This window comes from Gulosibacter macacae (genome assembly GCF_003865375.1).
GTDB lineage: Bacteria > Actinomycetota > Actinomycetes > Actinomycetales > Microbacteriaceae > Gulosibacter > Gulosibacter macacae.
On the sequence record NZ_RQVS01000015.1, the window covers coordinates 18,892 to 38,705 of the forward strand.

General features: G+C 61.7%; 12 protein-coding genes, 2 tRNA genes and 1 pseudogene. 12 read left to right on the forward strand and 3 right to left on the reverse strand.

Annotated features, from left to right (window positions below):
• Positions 1–27: 27 nt before the first annotated feature.
• Positions 28–100 (reverse strand) — tRNA-Arg (locus tag EG850_RS11300).
• Positions 101–157: 57 nt separating this feature from the next.
• On the opposite strand from EG850_RS11300, the gene orn reads away from it, so the two are divergent.
• On the forward strand, positions 158–787 hold the full coding sequence (gene orn, locus EG850_RS11305; RefSeq protein WP_124973545.1) for an oligoribonuclease: 630 nt from the start codon (positions 158–160) through the stop codon (positions 785–787).
• A 75-nt stretch (positions 788–862) separates the two neighbouring features.
• Positions 863–938 (forward strand) — tRNA-His (locus tag EG850_RS11310).
• Between the two features lie 170 nt (positions 939–1,108).
• Here the strand turns inward: EG850_RS11310 and EG850_RS13795 are convergent.
• Positions 1,109–1,239 (reverse strand): annotated as a pseudogene (locus tag EG850_RS13795) (site-specific integrase); the annotation flags it as partial.
• 315 nt (positions 1,240–1,554) lie between these two features.
• Between EG850_RS13795 and EG850_RS11320 the strand changes: the two are divergent.
• The 10 genes from EG850_RS11320 (at position 1,555) to EG850_RS11365 (ending at position 19,168) form a co-directional block, all read left to right on the forward strand.
• Positions 1,555–1,755, forward strand: a complete 201-nt coding sequence (locus tag EG850_RS11320; protein ID WP_124973547.1) for a helix-turn-helix domain-containing protein — start codon at positions 1,555–1,557, stop codon at positions 1,753–1,755.
• An 89-nt stretch (positions 1,756–1,844) separates the two neighbouring features.
• Positions 1,845–2,465, forward strand: a complete 621-nt coding sequence (locus EG850_RS11325; RefSeq protein WP_124973549.1) for a DUF1819 family protein — start codon at positions 1,845–1,847, stop codon at positions 2,463–2,465.
• Positions 2,466–2,506: 41 nt separating this feature from the next.
• Positions 2,507–3,061 (forward strand): DUF1788 domain-containing protein, encoded by a 555-nt coding sequence (locus tag EG850_RS11330; RefSeq protein WP_456237277.1) that lies wholly within the window; start codon positions 2,507–2,509, stop codon positions 3,059–3,061.
• A gap of 5 nt (positions 3,062–3,066) precedes the next feature.
• On the forward strand, positions 3,067–6,579 hold the full coding sequence (gene brxC / locus EG850_RS11335; RefSeq protein WP_124973569.1) for a BREX system P-loop protein BrxC: 3,513 nt from the start codon (positions 3,067–3,069) through the stop codon (positions 6,577–6,579).
• A gap of 12 nt (positions 6,580–6,591) precedes the next feature.
• The gene (gene pglX / locus EG850_RS11340; RefSeq protein ID WP_124973553.1) at positions 6,592–10,035 is read left to right on the forward strand and encodes a BREX-1 system adenine-specific DNA-methyltransferase PglX; all 3,444 of its coding nucleotides are present in this window, start codon (positions 6,592–6,594) and stop codon (positions 10,033–10,035) included.
• Positions 10,028–11,074 (forward strand): PDDEXK nuclease domain-containing protein, encoded by a 1,047-nt coding sequence (locus EG850_RS11345; protein ID WP_124973555.1) that lies wholly within the window; start codon positions 10,028–10,030, stop codon positions 11,072–11,074. The genes pglX and EG850_RS11345 overlap by 8 nt, the downstream gene beginning before the upstream one ends.
• Complete coding sequence (gene pglZ / locus EG850_RS11350) at positions 11,071–13,566, forward strand: BREX-1 system phosphatase PglZ type A (RefSeq protein WP_124973557.1); 2,496 nt, start codon at positions 11,071–11,073, stop codon at positions 13,564–13,566. The genes EG850_RS11345 and pglZ overlap by 4 nt, the downstream gene beginning before the upstream one ends.
• 13 nt (positions 13,567–13,579) lie before the next feature.
• Positions 13,580–15,706, forward strand: coding sequence for a BREX system Lon protease-like protein BrxL (brxL, locus tag EG850_RS11355; protein WP_124973559.1), 2,127 nt, complete (start codon positions 13,580–13,582; stop codon positions 15,704–15,706).
• 65 nt (positions 15,707–15,771) lie between these two features.
• Positions 15,772–17,100 carry an SIR2 family protein gene (locus EG850_RS11360; RefSeq protein WP_185715045.1) on the forward strand — a complete coding sequence of 443 codons (1,329 nt, stop codon included), beginning with the start codon at positions 15,772–15,774 and terminating at the stop codon, positions 17,098–17,100.
• On the forward strand, positions 17,093–19,168 hold the full coding sequence (locus EG850_RS11365; RefSeq protein ID WP_124973563.1) for an ATP-binding protein: 2,076 nt from the start codon (positions 17,093–17,095) through the stop codon (positions 19,166–19,168). Before EG850_RS11360 ends, EG850_RS11365 begins: the two co-directional genes overlap by 8 nt.
• Positions 19,169–19,180: 12 nt before the next feature.
• Here the strand turns inward: EG850_RS11365 and EG850_RS11370 are convergent, their stop codons facing one another.
• Positions 19,181–19,330: a hypothetical protein gene (locus EG850_RS11370; protein WP_214609555.1), complete on the reverse strand. Its 150-nt coding sequence runs from the start codon at positions 19,328–19,330 to the stop codon at positions 19,181–19,183.
• Positions 19,331–19,814 lie beyond the last annotated feature (484 nt).

A 19,814-nucleotide genomic window follows, 5' to 3' on the forward strand; every position in this document is an offset into this window, starting at 1 on the left:
GGAGCGCGCGGTTTAGTGGTGGATGAGCGCCCCCGGCCAGACTCGAACTGGCAACCTACGGATTAGAAGGCCGGTGCTCTATCCATTGAGCTACGGAGGCATGCGGTACGAGGGTACTCGGTGTGCGGCCTGATCGGGCGTCACTAGACTGAACGGCATGAGTGCTACGAACGACCGATTGGTGTGGATCGACTGCGAGATGACCGGTCTCGAACTCGAAATCGATGAGCTCTGCGAGGTCGCGGTGTACATCACCGACTACGAACTCAACCTCATCGACGACGCCGGCCTCAGCGTGGTCATCAAGCCTTCGCAGGCTGCACTTGACCACATGGGCGACTTCGTGACGCAGATGCATACGGAATCGGGCCTCATTGACGAGATTCCGAACGGCCTCGAGCTTGAGGATGCGCAGCAGCAAGTACTCGAGTATGTGCAGCGTTTCGTTCCGGCCGCGAAATCGGCGCCGCTTGCGGGCAACACAATCGGCACCGACCGGATGTTCCTCATGCGCTACATGCCGGAGCTCGACGCGCACCTGCACTACCGCAACATCGACGTGTCGACGTTCAAGGAACTCGCTCGCCACTGGTACCCGCGCATCTACTTCAATGCGCCCGAGAAGCATGGTGGCCACCGTGCGGCAGCCGACATCCTCGAGTCGATTCGCGAGTTGCGTTACTACCGCGAGTCGATGTGCGTGCCGCAACCGGGCCCCGAGACGGCGACAGTCAAGGCACTTTCAGGCCGCATCGTCGAGGAGTTCGCGCCGCACCTCGAAGCCTGAGTTCACCTCGTCACTGAAAATGCGGTAGGCTCTCCTGGTTGACGCCAGCGGATACAAGTTCGCAGGCCGAACATGGTGGGTATAGCTCAGCTGGTAGAGCGCTTGGTTGTGGTCCAGGAGGTCGCGGGTTCAAGCCCCGTTACTCACCCCAAGTTTTAGGCCCCGACTTCCCTACATTTAGGCGGAAGTTGGGGCCAAACTCATTTGCTCGGATGCTCCTTTGAGTGCGTCTTGAGCGCAAACTTGCCAGACTGAGCCACCCACAAGGCGATCCAAACGCACTTCAACGTCGTCGAGATCGTTGTCGAAAAAGTCGGCCTATTGATCGAGCGTCATCGCCGCTGACGCATGCTGAGCATCTCTTGAACGATCGTATAGTTTGCGCTCGATGCGACTGCCAACGATGCGGCCGTGTGGCGCAGGAGGTCGTGCGGAGTGACACTTGGAAATCCCGTGTCAGCGTCCGTGCAGCGGGCCACCGCGCCTGGCACCTACGACCTCTGGTTCGAGCACTGCGCCCGGCCTCACCCCGGAGGTTGGTGATCGTGCCTCCTAGAGTGGCATCTACTACGCCACTCCGACCGATGGCAGAAGACAGCGACGACCTGGCTAATGAAGCGCGTCCCGACCCGAGCGGCCGAACCTTGCGGCCCGCTCTCCGCACCCATCTCGTTCGGCCATGTCCGGAAAAACCCCACTCAAGCCGTACGCCGCCGGTATCATCGTGAGTGTCGGCCTGCCTGGGCCATTGAGCGAGGAGGACCAACGTGGCTGAGCCATGGCTGTCCGCAGATGACATCGCCGCCCACCTCGGGGTCACCAAAGACACCGTCTACACCTGGATCGCCGAGAAGGCCATGCCCGCCCACAAAGTCGGACGCCTCTGGAAGTTCCAAGCCAGCGAGATCGACGACTGGGTGCGACGAGGTGGGGTTGCCGCCGACTCCGAACTCTCGCCGCCACGGTGAGCGCGTCACTCACTTCGAGCCCCCGCTGACACTTTGTCGGTGGCACCACATATCCTGATCCACTGCCCAAAATCGGAAGGAGGCACCAGATGAGCATTACGTCTCAGGGACACGACCGATACGCCCTCTCCTTCACCAGTGGTGCCCTCCTGGCTCGGGAGGCGGTAATCGCGGTGCCGCTCTTCCTCGAGGTTCGTGACTGGGGTCTGGTTCGAGACCGGCTCCGTTCAGAGAACTTGCTCCAGGCGCGAACCGCGTCGTCCGGATTCCGGTTGGCGCGCGAGATCGCGCAGCGATTGGCGGTGCTCACGCACCCGGAGCTGGAGTTGCTGCGAGATGCCAGCCCCAGCGAACGCGGTCACCTAATGTGGGTCGCCGCATGCCGACGCTACGCACTCATCGGCGACTTCGCGGAAGAGGTAGTACGCGAGCGCTTCCTCCTGCTCACTCCCACCTTGGGATACGACGACTTCGACAGCTTCGTTCGTGGGAAAGCGCTGTGGCACCCCGAGCTCGCAGAGGTGAAGGACTCGACGTTGCAGAAGCTCCGGTCGACCGTGTTCCGCATGCTGACCGAGGCTGGACTGCTTGCAGGCGGCGAGATCGTCCATGCGGCGCTGTCAGAGCGTGTCCGGGACGCACTCGACGCTCAGCTACCAAGCGACCTCCGCTACCTCCCGGCCCGCGACATCAAAGAGGTCTCGTTGTGACGCCCCATGAACTTTCGCGCCAGGAAGAGCATCTGTTCGCGGTGCTCAGTGGCGATCGCTTCCTGAAGATGGAGGGCTTGTCCAACGAGGTCCCGTTCTTCATCTACCCCTACGCGCCGGAGCATGCGCTTGATGTCGCGAAAGCCAAGAAGCGCGTCAAGAACCGCCTGGCAGGCAAGGGCATCGAGGTACGCGAGATCAACCTCTACGACCTGTCGATCGACGTCCTCAAGCAGCGCGGCGACTGGGACGAAGTGCTTGAGGTCGAGCCCGAATTGGACAAGGCCGAGTTCACCGAGATGTTGCAGTCCATGCTCAACCCGCAGCAGCACCTGGCTCCCGCAATCCGCGATCAGCTGGCTGAGGGCGAGTTCGACATCGTGTTCCTGACCGGGATCGGCGAGGTCTTCCCCTACATCCGGTCTCACAACGTGCTCAACAACTTGCAGAGCGTTGTGGTGGGCCGGCCGATGCTCATGTTCTTCCCCGGCCGCTACGAGCAGTCCGACACGCTCGGCTCATCGCTCGTGCTGTTTGGCAGGTTGAAGGACGATCAGTACTACCGCGCCAAGAACATTCTGGAACAGGAACCGTGACCGTCATGCAGCTCACTGAGATTTTCGCCAAGGACGTCCAGCGGCCCATCGAGGGCGTCATCAAGGCCGACGACGCCCGGCACCTGGGCACCGAGGTTGACGAGTACGTTCTGACTAACGAGGCCGCCAAGGGACTTGAGTTGCTGCTGGAGGCGTACACGAACTACACCAACGCGAACGGCGTGTGGATTTCAGGCTTCTTCGGCTCCGGTAAGTCGCACCTCTTGAAGATGCTCGCGCACCTCCTCGGCGATGTGGAGGGTGACGATTTCCCTCGCGAGCGCGTCTCGGAGAGCTTCCGCGCCAAGGCGACGGATGCCTTCCTCCCACCCCTCCTCGACAAGGCCGACCGCATCCCAGCCAAGAGCCTGTTGTTCAACATCGATCAGAAGGCCACCCTGATCAGCAAGGATCAGACCGACGCCCTCCTACGCGTGTTCGTGAAGGTCTTCGACGAGTCTCGCGGCTACTACGGCGACCAGGGACACATCGCCCACTTCGAGCGCCAGCTCGACGACGAGGGGCAACTCGATGCGTTCAAGAGCGCGTTCCAAGCTGCGTCGGGCCGGGAGTGGCTGGAGCGCCGACCGAGCTTCGGCCTTCCAACCGTGCGCAAGCAAGTCAACGAGGCATACGCCCAGATCACCGGCCTCGACGCATCTGCCGCACCCGACATCTTGAAGACCTACCAGGACACCTACTCGGTCTCGATCGAGGACTTTGCCGACGAGGTCCGCACCTGGCTAGACAAGCAGCCCGCAGGCTACCGATTGAACTTCTTCGTGGATGAGGTCGGCCAGTTCATCGGCTCGAACACGCATCTGATGCTGAACCTTCAGACGATCGCCGAGTCGCTGAACACGAAGTGCGGCGGACGGGCCTGGGTGTTCGTGACCTCCCAGGAGGACATGGACAAGGTCGTCGGCGACCGCACCAAACAGCAGGGCAACGACTTCTCGAAGATTCAGGCCCGGTTCAAGACCCGAGTGAAGCTCACCTCCGCAGACGTCGAAGAGGTCATCCGCAAGCGACTGCTGGAGAAGAACGACAAGGGCACCCAGGTGCTCGAAGCCGTCTACGCGCAGGAGTCTGCGAACTTCAAGACACTGTTCGACTTCGTCGATGGAGCGAAGACCTACCGGAACTTCACAGACGAGACCCACTTCGTCGGCACCTACCCGTTCGTGAGCTACCAGTTCCCGCTGTTCCAAGCCGCGATCGAGGGCATCTCCGACCACAACGTCTTCGAGGGCCGCAACAGTTCCGTTGGTGAGCGCTCCATGCTCGGCGTCGTCCAGCAAGTCGCCAAGGACATCGGCAATGTCGAGATCGGCACGTTGGCCACCTTCGACGCCATGTTCGCAGGCATCCGCGCGTCGTTGAAGTCCGCGGCACAGCGCTCGATTGACCGCGCCGAGCGCGACCTGCCCGACAGCGGTTCACCAGTCACCAAGCTCGCCGTGCGACTGCTCAAGGCACTGTTCCTGGTGAAATACGTCGAGAGCTTCCAGGCCACTCCGCGCAACCTGACCGTGCTCGTCTACGACCGATTCGGGCTCGATCTGCCAGCGTTGTCCAAGCAGGTCCAGGAAGCGCTGACGCTGCTGGAGACGCAGACCTACGTGCAGCGCAACGGCAATGTCTACGAGTACCTGACCAACGAAGAGCAGGTGATCGAGGAAGAGATCAAGAACGTCGAGATCGACTCCTCCGAGGTCTCTACCCGGCTGAACAAGATTCTGTCCGGCGATGTCGTCAAGACCTCGAAGCTCCGGTACGCCAAGAACGGGCAGGACTTCCCGTTAGGGTACAAGCTCGACGACCAGGCATTCGGCCAGCAACGCGAACTCTCTCTGCACTTCATCACTCCCGAGTACCCATACGGTCCGGAAGAGATTCGGATGCACTCGGCAGGCAAGGACGAGCTCCGTGTGATCCTCGCTCCCGATGACCGGGCGCTGGCCGACCTGCGGCTGCTGATCAAGACCGAAAAGTACACCAAACGCAAGCAGACCAGTTCACTCTCTCCGGTCGAGGAGCAGATTCTGCGCGCCAAGGCGACTCAAAACGCGCAGCGCGAGAAGGAGCTTGTAGAGCGAATCCGCCGCGCCGTCGGGCGAGCCGATCTCGTGATCAACGCCGCAGACCTCACATCCGGGTCGCAGGAAGCAGTCACGCGGATCACCGAGGGGTTCCAAGACCTCATCGCGCGTACCTACACGCAGCTCAGCCTGCTCGGTGGACGCACCTACAGCGAGCAGCAGGTTGCCGGGTTCGCGAACCCCGACCAAGCCGCCATGATTGACGACTCCTCAATGCACGCGCTCGCGGCCCCGGCAGATGAGGTGCTGTCGTACGTCCTGCAGCGCGACCGTCTCGGGGAGCAGATCACCGTCAAGAAGATCGTCGATCACTTCCAGGCCAAGCCCTACGGATGGGACCTCGCCTCCATCGAGTGCGTCGTCGCCTGGCTCGTCGGCACCTCGAAGATCACTCTCACGGTGGACTCGAATATCCTCAAGCGCAGCGAAATCGCGGCAGCACTGCGCAACACACAGAAGCACTCCCACGCCGTCGTCGCACCTCAGAAGACCTTCGACCAGCGCAAGGTCGCCACGCTTCGGGCCTTCTGCACGGACTTCTTCGATGAACCCGCCGTGCCGAAAGACCCGCTCGAACTGGCCCGGCACACAAGCGAGCGCCTCCGCGCCAAGAGTGAAGAACTCAAGGCGCGAGTCAGCGGCTCCAAGTACCCCTTCGTGACTCAGCTCGAAGCTCCGATCGCGCTGCTGGATTCTGTCGTGGGCAAGCCCGATGACTGGTACCTGACCGACTTCGCCGCTACCGACGACCTGCTCGACGCGAAGACAGACATCATCGACCCCATCCAAGCCTTCCTCGGCGGCGCCCAGCGCAAGATTTACGACGAGGCAAGCGAACTCCTCACGACCAACGCCAACAACCTCAACTATCTGCCCGCCGGCAGCAGCCAGGAGGTGGCCGGACTCCTCGCCGACCCGCAAGCCTTCCGTGGCAACCGGATGACCAAGTTGAAAGCCGCCGCAGTCGAGCTTGAGGCGCGCATCAGCGAGGCGCTTCTCGCGAACCGCGACGCTGCGCTCCTGGAGATCGACTCACGTTGGGCGCCCCTCCAGACCAGCACGATCTACCTCGACGCCACTGACGCCGCCAAGCGCAACGCGACCCAGAAAGTCAACACGATCCTCGACCGGATCGGTCGAGAGAGCCAGATCGCCGTCGTCCGCGAGATCGCCAACACCTTCGAGGAACACACCTACCCGACCATCCTCGACCAACTCGCCGAGAACCCCCGTCCTCGCAATGACGACACAGCGGTCTCGCCGGTTCCTGTGAAGCAGACCGTCTCGGTCAAGAGCATCAGCACCACAGGCATCCACGGCGTCCTGGAGACCGAAGACGACGTAGACCGCTACCTCGATGCGCTCCGCACCGCGCTGCTCCAGGCCCTCAACGACGACAAGCGCATCGCGCTGTAGGAGACCCCACCCATGGAAACCGCACCGCTGAAGAGCTTCGCCACATGGGCCAGGCGAGAACTCATCACCCAGGTCAGCGCCCGGCTGACCGCAGTACTCGCCCCCTCCTCACCGGAACGGGTCGAGAACCAGCGCGCAGTGGCCATGCTCGAACGCGATATGGCAGCCGCCGGAGGCGGTGCCAAGGGCAAGGACGCGATCGCCGACAAGGTCGCCTACACCTGGTTCAACCGCATCATCGCGCTCCGTTTCATGGACGCCAACGGCTACACCGGCATCGGCGTCGTCTCACCCGCTCACGGCCAGCAAGTCGGACAACCCGAGATACTCGCTGACGCCAAACGAGGCAGCATCGACCCCGCCGTCATCACCAGCAAGCGCACCCTCGACGCGATCACCGGCCTCCTCGACGGAACCCGCCCCAGCGCAGACGCCCAGGGCGAGGCCTACACACTCCTGCTTGCCGAGTACTGCCGTTACTGGAACCGCTCGATGCCGTTCATGTTCGAGCGCGAAGGTGACTACACCGAACTCCTCATCCCCGCGAACCTCCTCGCAGCAGACTCCATCCTCACGCGGGCAACCGCGGCTCTCACCGAAGAGGTCTGCCGCGAAGTCGAAGTGATCGGCTGGCTCTACCAGTTCTACATCTCTGAACGGAAAGACGAAGTCTTCACCGGATTCAAGAAGGGCCAGAAGGCCGGAGCCGCCGAAATTCCCGCTGCGACACAGCTCTTCACCCCGCGCTGGATCGTCCGCTATCTCGTTGAGAACTCCGTTGGCCGACTCTGGATGCTTAACCACCCCGAGTCCCATCTCGTCGACCAGATGGACTACTACATCGCGCCGGTCGACGACAATGCCGACTTCCTCAAGATCACCAGCCCCGAGGACCTGACGGTCATCGACCCAGCCTGCGGGTCCGGACACATGCTCACCTACGCGTTCGACCTGCTCTACGCGATCTACGAGGAGGAGGGCTACGCTCCGTCCGATATTCCGGAGCTGATCCTCGCTCACAACCTCTATGGCATCGAGATCGACCCACGTGCCGGAGCGCTGGCAGCGTTCGCACTCACCATGAAGGCGCGCGCCAAGCAGCGCACGTTCTTCGGCCAGCAGGTCCAGCCGAACATCTGCGTGCTTGAACCGATCTCGTTCAGCCCTGACGAGTTGGACTACATCATCACCGCGGATGGCGACAAGCACGCAGAGGAACTGTTCTGGAACCAGTTCGCCGGAGCCGACACCCTCGGGTCACTCATCCAGCCCGATCCCGATCTGACCGTCCGACTCGGCCAACACCTCGCGACGCTCCACGACGAAGGCGACATCCTCCGCGCCGATTCGATCGAGCGGGCCCAGCAGACGATCCGACAGGCGGAGTTCTTGTCCGCTCGTTATTGCCTCCTCGTTGCGAATCCCCCCTACATGGATGCTCGCAACATGGGCGGGGCTCTGTATGACTTCGTAGTAGAGCACTTTCCGAAAGCATTCACTGGGATAGACCTCGCCTTCGTGCTTCGGTCGCGTTCACTAGTACAGCCGATGGGTTACCTTGCGCTTCTGAACATGGATAGTTGGCTCGGGAACGTCGAATGTGCGGAGTTCCGAGATGTCGTCCGTGAGACATTGTCTCCCCGAATACTTCTCCATCTCGGGCCGCGCGCATTCCCCGAGATCGCAGGTGAAGTCGTCCAGGTCTCTGCCACGCTCTTCCAAAATGCCGCCCCAGGCTCCGCGAAGAGCATCTTCATCGCCGCCACCGGAGGAGCTACCACGGATGCAAAGGTGGCGCAGTTCCGGGACTCGTCTCGGCACTACGGGCACACGCTTGACTGGTTCGATGTCTTTCCGGGCCGGGTTTTCACCCCGTATGCGGCATCCGAAAGCGCACACAGCACGTTTGCCTCAGCATCGGCAATGAGTTCGATCGCTGAGGTCCGCACAGGACTCCAGACCGGAGACAACTCCCGGTTCCTACGCCAATGGTTTGAGGTCTCCTATTCCAACGTTCGTGTCGATGGTCTTGGCGACAACTCACGCTGGGTGCCGTACGTGAAGTCAAGTTCACCGACTCGATGGTTCGCACGCGAGGACCTGGTCGTTGACTGGCGGGGCGACGGTGCCGAGATTCGAGCGCATCCGAGTTCCGTGGTTCGAAACTCAACGTACTACTTTCGGCCTGGCCTTTCCTACGGTGGGCTCGCGGGGAATCTCAAGGCGCGCCTTGTTTCAACGGACACCATCTTCGATCAGAAGAACTCGATGGTATTCCCGGTTGGGGCAACCACGATAGAGCAACTGCTCGCGCTCATGAACAGCCCGGCCTTCGAGGTTTTGGCGCGGCTCGTTTCGCCAAAGGGTTTCGGCGTTGGTACGCTCTCCCAGCTCCCGATCCCGAAGGAGACGCTGGCAGCGCCGCGCATCGAAGCGATCGCGCAGCAAGCGATCGAGTTGTCACGGGCAACTTTTGATCGGTCGGAGATATCTCGCGGGTTCGTTGGTCTCGACTCGATCTTCATGGGTGCTGAGAGGCATCCCTTACTTCGGTTCAGCGTGAGATCCATGCAGGAGATGGATGCCCGGATTCAGAGCGAGCTGAGAGACATCGAGACCGAGAATGCTCGTATATTCCAAGCGGCCCTGCTCGCTGTCGCTGACTGGTCGCCAGCGGAGGTACCGCTCGCGCCGCCGTACTCAGAAGCGTCAGTCGTGCGGGACCTGGTCTCGTATGCGATCGGCTGCATGTTCGGTCGGTACAGCCTCGACGAACCCGGCCTGATTCTCGCTGACCAGGGCGCCACGCTGCAGGACTACCTCGCCAAGGTGCCACAGCCGACGTTCGTTCCTGATGCGGACAACGTGCTGCCGATCGTTGATGGTGACTGGTTCGAGGACGACATTGTGGCGAGGTTCCGCCAGTTCCTGCGGGTGGCGTTCGGCGAGGAGCACTTCGAGGAGAATCTGCGTTTCGTTGAGGAGTCGCTCGGCGTCAAGGCTCTGCGGGAGTACTTCGTTACCCGTGCCGGACGATCCAAGTTCTACGACGATCACGTGAAGCGTTATAAGAAGCGCCCGATCTACTGGCTGTTCTCCAGCCCGAAGGGCTCGTTCAACGCGTTGATCTACATGCACCGCTACACGCCGTCTACGGTCTCGACGGTTCTGAACGAGTACCTGCGGGAGTTTGAGTCGAAGCTGGAGGCGAACCTTCAGCACCAGGTGCGTCTCACCGCCGGGGACGGTACGCCTCGCGAGAAGGCAGCGGCGCTCAAGGAAGCCGAGCGGCTCCGCAAGGTGCTGGTGGAACTCAGCGAGTACGAGCATGACGTGCTCTACCCGCTTGCGTCTCAGCAGGTCTCCATCGATCTCGACGATGGGGTGAAGGCCAACTATCCCAAGTTCTACCCGGCCCTCAAGAAGATCGCAGGGTTGGAGGCTACCGATGACTGAGATCGCTCGGAGCAGCGGGGAGGCAGAGCGAGACCTGCTCGCTCGCGCCTCTGAGGTGATCGAGGAGGGGCAGGCTGCGGTTGCTCGTCAAGCCAACCTTGCCCTCACGGTGACCTTCTGGCGGCTCGGCCGCCTCGTCAGCGAGGAGGTGCTCGGCTCGGAGCGAGCCGCCTACGGGGAGCAGATTGTCGTCTCACTGGGACGACAGTTGGTGAAGCAGTACGGGCGCTCGTACGAGGAGAAAAACCTCCGCCGCATGATCCAGTTTGCCCAGCAGTTCCCTGACGAGCAGATTGTCGTCTCGCTGGGACGACAATTGAGCTGGACCCACTTCCGGGCGCTGCTTCCCCTGAAAACAGCCGAGGCCAGAGCCTTCTACGCGCAGGAGGCCATGAGCCAGGGGCTGAGCGTCCGCGGCCTGCGGCAGCTGATCGCGCGGAAGGGCTACGAGCGCCGCGAGATCGCCAACGCGCAGATCGTTGGCGAGACCGCTGTCCCGCGAGATGTGTTCCGCGACCCCTACCTGCTGGACTTCCTCGGCCTGGAAGACACCTTCCTCGAACGCGACCTTGAAGCCGCGATCATCCAGGACATGGAGGCATTCCTGCTCGAAGCGGGGAACGGCTTCGCCTTCGTCGAACGACACAAGCGAATGATCATCGACGACGATGACTACCACCTGGACCTGCTCTTCTTCAGTCGGCCTCTGCGACACCTCGTCGCCGTCGAACTGAAGATCGGCAAGTTCAAGGCCGCTTACGAGGGCCAGATGAAGCTCTATCTGAAGTGGCTCGACCGCTACGAACGCAGGGAGGGCGAGGAGTCGCCGATCGGCCTGATTCTCTGTACTGCGGCGAGCCGCGAGCAGATCGAACTACTGGAGATGCACAAGGACGGAATCGTGGTGGCGGAGTACTGGACGGCGCTGCCGCCGAAGGCTGAGCTTCAGGCCCGCATCCAGCAGATTTATGAGGCAGCAGCCGAGCGGGTCGCAAGGCGCGAGCTCGAAGCTTCCTCAGAACGGGAGGACGACGAATGAGTTCACTCAGCGCTGTCCTGCCTCACCTGGAGCAGAGGTTCGATTCACAGCGCCTGGTCTTCTGGCACGACGCAGACGGTGAGTACGCCGCCGAGCTTGACGCGCTTGATCTCAGCGGCGTGACCATCGTGCGGGTCGAGAACAACGAGTATGCCGTGAAGAACCGCGTGCTCCACGACGAGCCAGCGGGCAAGTTTCTCCTGTACCGAGGCGCTCCTGTTCCTCCGGGTACTGGGAACTGGCTGCTTGATCTTGAGCTTGCCTACGGGGTCTTCACCGCTGACCGGACCGCGCTTGTGAGCCAGGACCTTGGCCTCAGCGGTAGCGGGATCGATGAGGTGGTGCGAGAGCACGAGAAGTTTTTCCGCGTCGCCAAGCGAGTCCAGAGTCTCAAGGCGCTCCTCGCGACCGACGATGACGCCGACAGGTTGCAAGCGAAGATGTCGGCGGTGGTGCTCGGCCAGCGCGAGCACAGCATGCTAGAGCTCACGCGCGCATTGCTGATCGAGAACGCACGCGGGGCGCACACCAAATACGACGCGCTGGCCGAGCAGAGCCTCGACGGTTTCCACTGGGCCGGTGTTGCCAAGGTTTATGGCTACGAAGCAAGTGAGCCCAGCGTCGACGACTTCGTACTGTGGATGTTCCGCCAGGCAATCAACGGGTTCGCGTCGGACACGCCCGGAGCCCTGCGCAACATCCAGCTCGACTTCGCGAGCCTGCGCAACGACCGACGCAGCGCCGATGCGCTCGCCACGTTGGCTCGGCACGCAGCGGAGAGCCTCGACTACGCCAGCAGCATCGAGAATGCCGAACTGCCTGAACTTGTGGGCAACGATCTCTTTGAGGACGTGGAGCGCAAGATCATCAGCGCGCTCACGCAGGCGATCGTCGAGCGGACAATGAGCGCACGCGAGGTTTCCGAGACGATCCGTGCCCGACAGAGCAGCATCTGGGTTGATCGATACCGGGAACTCTACGCCGCGCTCGCCGCTGCCTCCGACCTGCTGAGCGAGCTCGCGACTGCAAGATTCGAGATCGCGTCGTTCGATGACGGACTCGACCGGTACCGCAAGCACTGGTTCCGCATCGACCAGCTGTACCGACAGTTTCACTTTGCCGCCCGCACAACCGAGTACGCAGGCCCTCTCGAAGCGCTCCGGGTCGAGGTGGAGAAGCACTACGCGAACCGATACCTCTACGAGCTCGGCAACGCCTGGCAACAGCAGGTCGATGCCGTGACTGACTGGCGATCAGTCGCACTCCGCCCGCAGACAAGGTTCTTCACCGATCACGTCGAGCCCATCATCAGGAAGGTCAACCGGAAGGCCGTCGTCATCATCTCCGATGCGCTGCGCTACGAGGTCGCCGAAGAATTGGGTTCACGTATCCGCCAGGAAGACCGCTTCGACGCGGAACTCGACGCGATGCTGGGTGTGCTTCCGAGCTACACACAACTCGGTATGGCCGCCCTGCTTCCGCACAAGACGCTGGCCCACTCGCACGATGGCGACCCGGTGCTCGTTGACGGCCAGCGTTCCGACGGGACAGGGAACCGCAACAAGGTGCTGGCTCCGGTGGACGGGTTCGCGATCCAGGCCGAGGACGTCCTCGCTATGCCGCGTGGCGAGCTGCGCGAACTCTATGGCGCGCACCAGGTGTTGTACGTGTACCACGACCGGATCGACGCTGCAGGCGACAAGGCCCGCACCGAACGTCAGGTGTTCGAGGCCGCCAACGACGCGCTGCGCGAACTGGTCGACATCATCAAGCGACTGACGAACGCGAACGCCACGAACATCCTGGTGACTGCTGACCACGGCTTCCTCTACCAGGACACCGCGCTTGCCGATGCCTCCTACCTCTCGACCAAGCCGCAGGGCGACGAGCTCGTCGTGACAAACCGTCGATACGTGCTCGGCCGGGGACTCAAGGATAATCCCGCGTTCCGGAAGTTCGAGCCTGAACAGCTCGGGCTCAGCAGCGACCTTGAGGTGCAGCTTCCCAAGTCGATCCATCGACTCAAGCTGCCGGGCGCGGGCTCCCGGTTCGTCCACGGCGGCGCCGCACTCCAGGAGGTCGTCGTTCCGATACTCACCGTCAACAAGAAACGCAAGAGTGACACTCGGCCCGTCAACGTCGAAGTACTGCCCGAGACGGACAAGATCACCACCGGCCAGCTCGTCGTGAAGCTCTTCCAGTCCGAACCGGTCGGCGAGAAGGTTCAGGCCCGCACACTACGGGCTGGCCTCTACGTCGGCGAGACCCTGATCTCGAATCAGCCCGAGCTGCTCTTCGACCAGCCTTCCGACGACAAGCGCGACCGCTATCAGAGTGCACGGATGCTCCTCAGCCAGGACGCCAACGAGTTCAACAACCGCACGGTCGAGTTCCGACTCGAAGAGCAGATACCCAACACCACCCAGTGGCGCGTCTACCAGCGGGCTCAGTACCTGCTCAAGCGCTCGTTCATATCGGACTTCGATTTCTAAGGAAGCAGCAGCCATGACGGACACCGAGAGCCGCCCCGGCGAGGAACGCAACGCCGAGCCGGGCACACCGCAGCAGAGCGACCTTGATTACAAGATCAACCTGCTCTTCGGCGGCTCCGTCGTCCGCAAAGACCTCGTGAAGGCCGTCAAAGGCAACGCGATCGTCCCCTCCTACGTGCTGGAGTACCTGCTCGGCCAGTACGCCGCCTCTGACGACGAAGCAACCATCCAGGCGGGAATTGACGCGGTGCGCAAAATTCTCGCCGACCACTACGTGCACCGCAACGAGTCAGAACTGGTGAAATCCACCATCCGGGAGAAGGGTCGCCACCGGATCATCGACAAGGTCTCCGTGACCCTGAACGACAAGCAGGACGTGTACCAAGCCTCGTTCGCCAACCTCGGGATCAACGGCGTGATCGTCGAACCCGCGACGGTGAAGGCGAACCCAAAGCTGCTGGTCGGCGGCGTGTGGTGCATCTGCGACATCGAGTACTTCCACAGCGACGACACCCGCGTCGTGCCTTGGATACTGGGAAGCCTGAAGCCCATCCAGATGTCAAGCTTCGACTACGAGGGCTATCTCGCATCACGGAAGGGGTTCAACACCGAAGAGTGGATCGATTTGCTGATCCAATCCATCGGGTTCAACCCTGAGCTGTTCGGACGACGGGCCAAGCTGCTGCAACTCGTCCGTCTCATCCCGTTCGTCGAGCGGAACTACAACCTGGTTGAGTTGGGGCCTAAAGGCACCGGAAAGTCCCATATCTACTCCGAGTTCTCGCCCCACGGAATGCTGATCTCTGGTGGCGAGGTCACCGTCCCGAAGCTCTTCGTGAACAACGCCAACGGCCGCATCGGTCTGGTCGGCTACTGGGACGTGGTGGCGTTCGACGAGTTCGCCGGCAAGAAGAAGCGCACCGACAAGGCGCTCGTCGACATCATGAAGAACTACATGGCGAACAAGTCGTTCTCCCGTGGCGTCGAGACCCTCGGAGCTGAAGCGTCGATGGTGTTCGTGGGCAACACCTCGCACAACGTGCCCTACATGCTCAAGCACTCTGACCTGTTCGACGAACTGCCGGAGGCGTACCACGACTCCGCCTACCTCGACCGCCTCCACTTCTACATCCCCGGTTGGGAGGTAGACACGATCCGCAGCGAGATGTTCTCCTCCGGGTACGGATTCGTCGTCGACTACATCGCCGAAGTGCTCCGATCTATGCGGAACACCGATTACTCCGACCGCTACCAGCAACACTTCACGCTCGGATCCGACATCTCCACACGAGACCGAGACGGCATCCACAAGACCTTCTCTGGCCTGATGAAGCTCATCTTCCCGGGCGGCGAGGCCACGCAAGAAGAGATCGAGGAACTGCTGCGCTTCGCCGTGGAAGGACGCAAGCGCGTCAAGGACCAGATTCTTCGGATCGACACCACAATGGCCGCCGTCAACTTCGGCTACTCCGACAAGACCGGCACCTGGCGTGGCGTCACCACGTTGGAAGAGGACGAGTACCCCGACTACTACCAGGCTCGCCGCGCCGAGGCCGAGGGCGAAGTAGAGTCGTCGACGGAGCCTGGGTCCGCGCAAGCAGAGGTCGCAGTTGCGGCTCCAGTTGCTCCCGAGGCGGCGGCGCCCCTGTTCGAAGGGCACCGCGAGTTCCAAGAGAACCAGCGTGGAGTCTCGTACGAGACGCTGCTCATGCCCTACCTGCGCGATGCCACCAACATCACCATCATCGACCCCTACATCCGGCTCCCGCACCAGGGACGTAACTTGGCCGATCTGCTGGCCCTGCTCGCGGCGGCCAAGGATCCTGCCGACGAGATCGCGGTGACGCTGGTGACCAAGGAGGACCGCGGCGAGTACGCCCAGCAGCACCTCTTCATGCTGAAGGACATCCAAGACAGCGCCGCCACCGTCGGCATCCAGTTCACCGTCACCTGGGACGAGACCATCCACGACAGGTCGATCCGCACCGACCATGGGTGGAAGCTTCTCCTCGGGCGGGGGCTCGACATCTTCCAGAAGGGCTCCGGTAGCCAGTTCGACCTCGGCTCCCGCCGCCAGGAGTTCCGCCAGGTCTTCGCCTTCGGCATCACCTACATCAACGAGCAAGAGGGGGCCCGATGACAACAACGAACACCGCAACGGAGTCGGAGGATGACGCCAAGGGCCTCCTCGTCATCGGTGGCACGGTGAAAGAGATCATCACGACATCCGAGCCGAAATTGGTCCGGGAACATCTGGGTTCGCTGCTGCAAGTGAAGAACCTCGTCGTCCTTCTTGGCTCTGGCGCGTCGTTCCACTTGGGCTCTCCAAAGACGCGAGACCTGTCCAATGAGCAGGTACTTGGGCTCATCAGGGAGGCTGGCGGTGAACCAACGGAGGAACACCAATCGCTCCTTGCCACGATCAATCCCACCGACAGCGGTGATCTAGAAAAGCTCCTGAACGGACTCCAGCTTGCCGCATCGCTTGCGACGCAAGCTGGCCAGGACTCGGTGACGCTCGGTTCGGGGGCGGACGCCAAGTCCTACCCGAAGAAGCAGGTCGATGCCTTGCGACAACAGATCAACCGGGCGCTCGCCGAAGCATGCCGTCTGCCGAAACCCGGCAAGCCGTTGGACGCACCGTTCGATTCCGACCCACTGCTTGCGCACCGGACGTTCCTCTCCCGAATCATCCGTAGTCGTCGCGTCAATCTGCCAAGGCCACAAGTCTTCACCACGAACTACGACCTGGTCATTGAGAGCGCCCTCGATCAACTCGGATATCCGTACATCGACGGCTTCAGCGGGACGGTCGAACGTCGCCTCAACCTCGCGTTCTACGGACTTGACTTCCACCGAGTCGAAACGACGACGCAATCGGTGCTGGCGCGCGCTGAGGGGGCCATCTATCTGCACAAGGTCCACGGCAGTCTCAACTGGCGATCGTCCAGCGACAAGGATCGGTTGACCGGACTTGAGTCACTAGAGGTGAGACACAGCAACGCCTTCCCCGAAGACGACCAGCTGGTGTTGATCTACCCGACTTCAGCGAAGGAGGGTGACACCCTCGCATACCCGTACTCAGACCTCCTTCGGCTACTGGGTGATGCTGTACAGCAGGAAGACACCGCAGTAATCGTCGTTGGCTACGGATTCGCCGACCCGCACATCAACCGTCTACTTCTCCGCAGCCTTGCCACGAACTCCGCTCTCAATGTGCTGGTGGCTGATCCCTTCGCGGTGCTTGAAGACGCAGACATCTCCTCGCTAACGTCGGACTCTCTCCAGCAGCACCTCAGCGATCTCGACGTTACGCCGAAGAAAACGGCAATCGCTGCCCTCGCTACCTCCAGTGACTCCCGCATTTCCGTACTCACTGGCGAGTACGGCAAGTTCACGGAGCTTTCCCGCCTCCTACCGGGATCATCCCAGTTGGGCGATACACCCACGGCCGTTACAGCACTGATCGAGGCGCTTGAGCAAGCTGCGCGTGACGGCAACTTGCCAGCCTCGGGAGTGAAGTCCAATGACTGAGACCGGCATTATCGGACGTGTAATCGACGTCCGCAGCACGACGATCCGAGTCGCGCTGGACGTTGGATCGAAGGGCTTCACGAAGGTGGGTCCTGACGGTCTCCAGACCGTCGGTGTGGTGAACTCCTACATAACGGTACCTGCTGGCGCGCATCGCGTTGTTGGCATCGTCAGCGGCGTCTACATCAGCGGGAGAGACGACCAAAAGGTAAAGGCACCTCTCCTTAGCCAGGACGACACGGCAGCCTATGAACTTGAAGCGACGGTGGTAGGCCGCTTCGAGAACGACTGCTTCAAGTCTGGGCTGACTGGATACCCTCCGCTTCACGCGCCAGTGCAGGCAGCCACGCCTGGCGAAGTGAAGAACATCTTTCTCTCCAAGGGCGGCCCGTCGCTTCGTATTGGCACTTCGGCGGTGGCCGCTGAGCAGGCTGTTCACCTTGATGCCAACCTGCTCCTCGGTCATCACTGTGCTGTTGTCGGCTCCACGGGCTCCGGCAAGTCCTGCACTGTCGCCGCCATCATTGATGGGCTATTGGATCACGGAATCCCCAATGGGCATATCGTCATCTTCGATATCAACGGAGAGTACGCACAGTCCTTCGGGTCTTCTACGCCTCGGGGCAAGAAGACTCGGCCGCTGGTGCTCGGCCCCAAGCCGGGGACGGACTCCGGACTCTTCCTACCGCACTGGTTCATGAACAACGAGGAGCACATGAGCCTCCTCAAGGCCAGCGAAGGTGTTCAAGCTCCCGTGCTCCAGCGGTCCATAGCTGATGCGCGAGTAGCTGGAGCCTCAACGAATTTGGACTTGCTCCGTCTGCAGAACCTGCTCAGTTCTATGGGGATCATCGAAGGAGCCTTCAGTAACACCAAGAGTGGCTCAGATACGACCTTCGCCCAGCTCGACGGTATGACCAACCTGGTCAATGGCCAGCTTGGTCAAGCAAGTGTGTGTTCTGCGCAATGGTCGCAAATAAAGGTGATTCTCGATGCTGGTACGCCTCAGGCCTCCGTGTCGAATGTCCAGTGGACGCCACTAACAGCACCTCAACGCGACATCCTTGCGAGGATGTTTGTCGCCATCCGGAAAGAGATCTCGGCTGCTTTCGGCGCGCTCGGCATGGGTAGCGCTCAAGCAGCGCCTGACTTCGACGCGCCTGTGTACTACTCGCTCCAGGAGCTGTGCGACTTTTTCCTCCCAAACCGAATTCAGATGGAGCAGGCGAATGACAGCAAGATCGCTGGCTACGTCGCGACACTACAGATGCGCCTGAGTCGGCTACTCGCCGATGGTCGCTACGACTTCATAACGCGGGTCGAAAAGCACGACGACCCCCTCGGAACTTATCTCAAGGCGCTCCTGGGCGTCGACCCAACAAACGACAACGCGGCTTCCGACTGGCCTGCAACGTCCCACCATCGTGCGCAGAGCGCCACACATGGCGATGGTCCGTCTGTGACAATCTTCGACCTCAGTCTCGTCGCTAACGACGTCCTGGAGAGCGTCACCGCGCTATTGGGTCGAATCCTCTTTGACTTCGCAGTTCGGAGCCATCCGCGTGCTGAGCACCCGGTCATGTTGGTGCTCGAAGAAGCACACCGCTTCATACCGTCCCGGCTAGATTCCACCGGTGGGGTGAATCGCTCAGCGGTCATCTTCGAACGCATCGCGAAGGAAGGCCGCAAGTTTGGGCTCTCACTTCTGCTCGCAAGTCAGCGTCCGAGCGAACTCAGTGAAACCGTCGTTGCCCAATGCGGGACCGTCATCGCGCACAGGCTCACCCACGAGGCCGACCAGCGGTTGCTCCGTCACGCAACAGCTCTTAGTTCCCGCGCGCTACTTGAACAGCTGCCAAGCCTCGCGCAACAACACGCTCTCGTCACTGGTGTCAGCACCGGGGTGCCAGTTGCTGTTCGCGTCCGCGATGTTCAGAACCCGCCGAAGAGTGACGATCCGAAGTTCATCGACATCTGGAGCGATGCCCAAAGGCTCGCGACCCTTCCAGATCACATCGACACCGTGGTTCGAGACTGGCAGGGGGACGTAGGCTCAGTTGCGCCATAGAGCGGAATCGACTTACGTGGCAAGTAGGCTCACCCGGTCACCACGCACACACCTGAGCGCCGCGCAGGCTTGAAGAGGTAGCACACGGTTGCCGAGCGCGGTGATCTGCTGGTTATGCGTCAGGTCATCGGCGCCGGTGACCCATTCGGTGGGCAGGCCCATCAGCCACTCCACGAACGCGGGTGCCGGGCGGGGGCCGTCGGTGTCGTTCAGGAGGGCCGGTGCGGGCGCTGACCGTCCGGCCTGACTCGTGCCACTTGACGTGAATCTGGTGGGTTGGTTCGCGTTTGCGCTGGTCAAAGAGGTGGCGGCGCTCGGATTGACACACCCCGCTGCTGGGTAGGCTGGCTGGTCGTGGTGTTCGTGCGTGACGTCCCGGGCCGGTTAGGGAGCACGGAAGTGCAGATCGCGGAGCGCGGGCAGGCCGTGAAGTGGTGGTGGAGCAGTCGGGACGGCTCCGTCAGAGGCTTTCCTGGCGGTGCTGGTGGCCCAGGCTCGTCCTGGAGGTAGCGGGCTACGGTCAGGGCAGCCAACACGATGGCGAGGTGGGCGTCGATGGCTTCGCGGGGGTGTCCAAGACCGACGGGCGGGCACTGGCGGTCTTTACCGGCTCTTCCCAGATGAGGGTGTAGAGCGGCTGTGAGGT

What these genes read in the sequence shown, in the direction of transcription:
- orn (WP_124973545.1), top strand. Translation starts at nt 158, where the DNA reads ATGAGTGCTACGAACGACCGATTGGTGTGGATCGACTGCGAGATGACC.
- EG850_RS11325 (WP_124973549.1), top strand. Translation starts at nt 1,845, where the DNA reads ATGAGCATTACGTCTCAGGGACACGACCGATACGCCCTCTCCTTCACC.
- brxC (WP_124973569.1), top strand. Translation starts at nt 3,067, where the DNA reads ATGCAGCTCACTGAGATTTTCGCCAAGGACGTCCAGCGGCCCATCGAG.
- pglX (WP_124973553.1), top strand. Translation starts at nt 6,592, where the DNA reads ATGGAAACCGCACCGCTGAAGAGCTTCGCCACATGGGCCAGGCGAGAA.
- EG850_RS11345 (WP_124973555.1), top strand. Translation starts at nt 10,028, where the DNA reads ATGACTGAGATCGCTCGGAGCAGCGGGGAGGCAGAGCGAGACCTGCTC.
- pglZ (WP_124973557.1), top strand. Translation starts at nt 11,071, where the DNA reads ATGAGTTCACTCAGCGCTGTCCTGCCTCACCTGGAGCAGAGGTTCGAT.
- brxL (WP_124973559.1), top strand. Translation starts at nt 13,580, where the DNA reads ATGACGGACACCGAGAGCCGCCCCGGCGAGGAACGCAACGCCGAGCCG.
- EG850_RS11365 (WP_124973563.1), top strand. Translation starts at nt 17,093, where the DNA reads ATGACTGAGACCGGCATTATCGGACGTGTAATCGACGTCCGCAGCACG.
- EG850_RS11370 (WP_214609555.1), bottom strand. Translation starts at nt 19,330, where the DNA reads ATGGGCCTGCCCACCGAATGGGTCACCGGCGCCGATGACCTGACGCAT.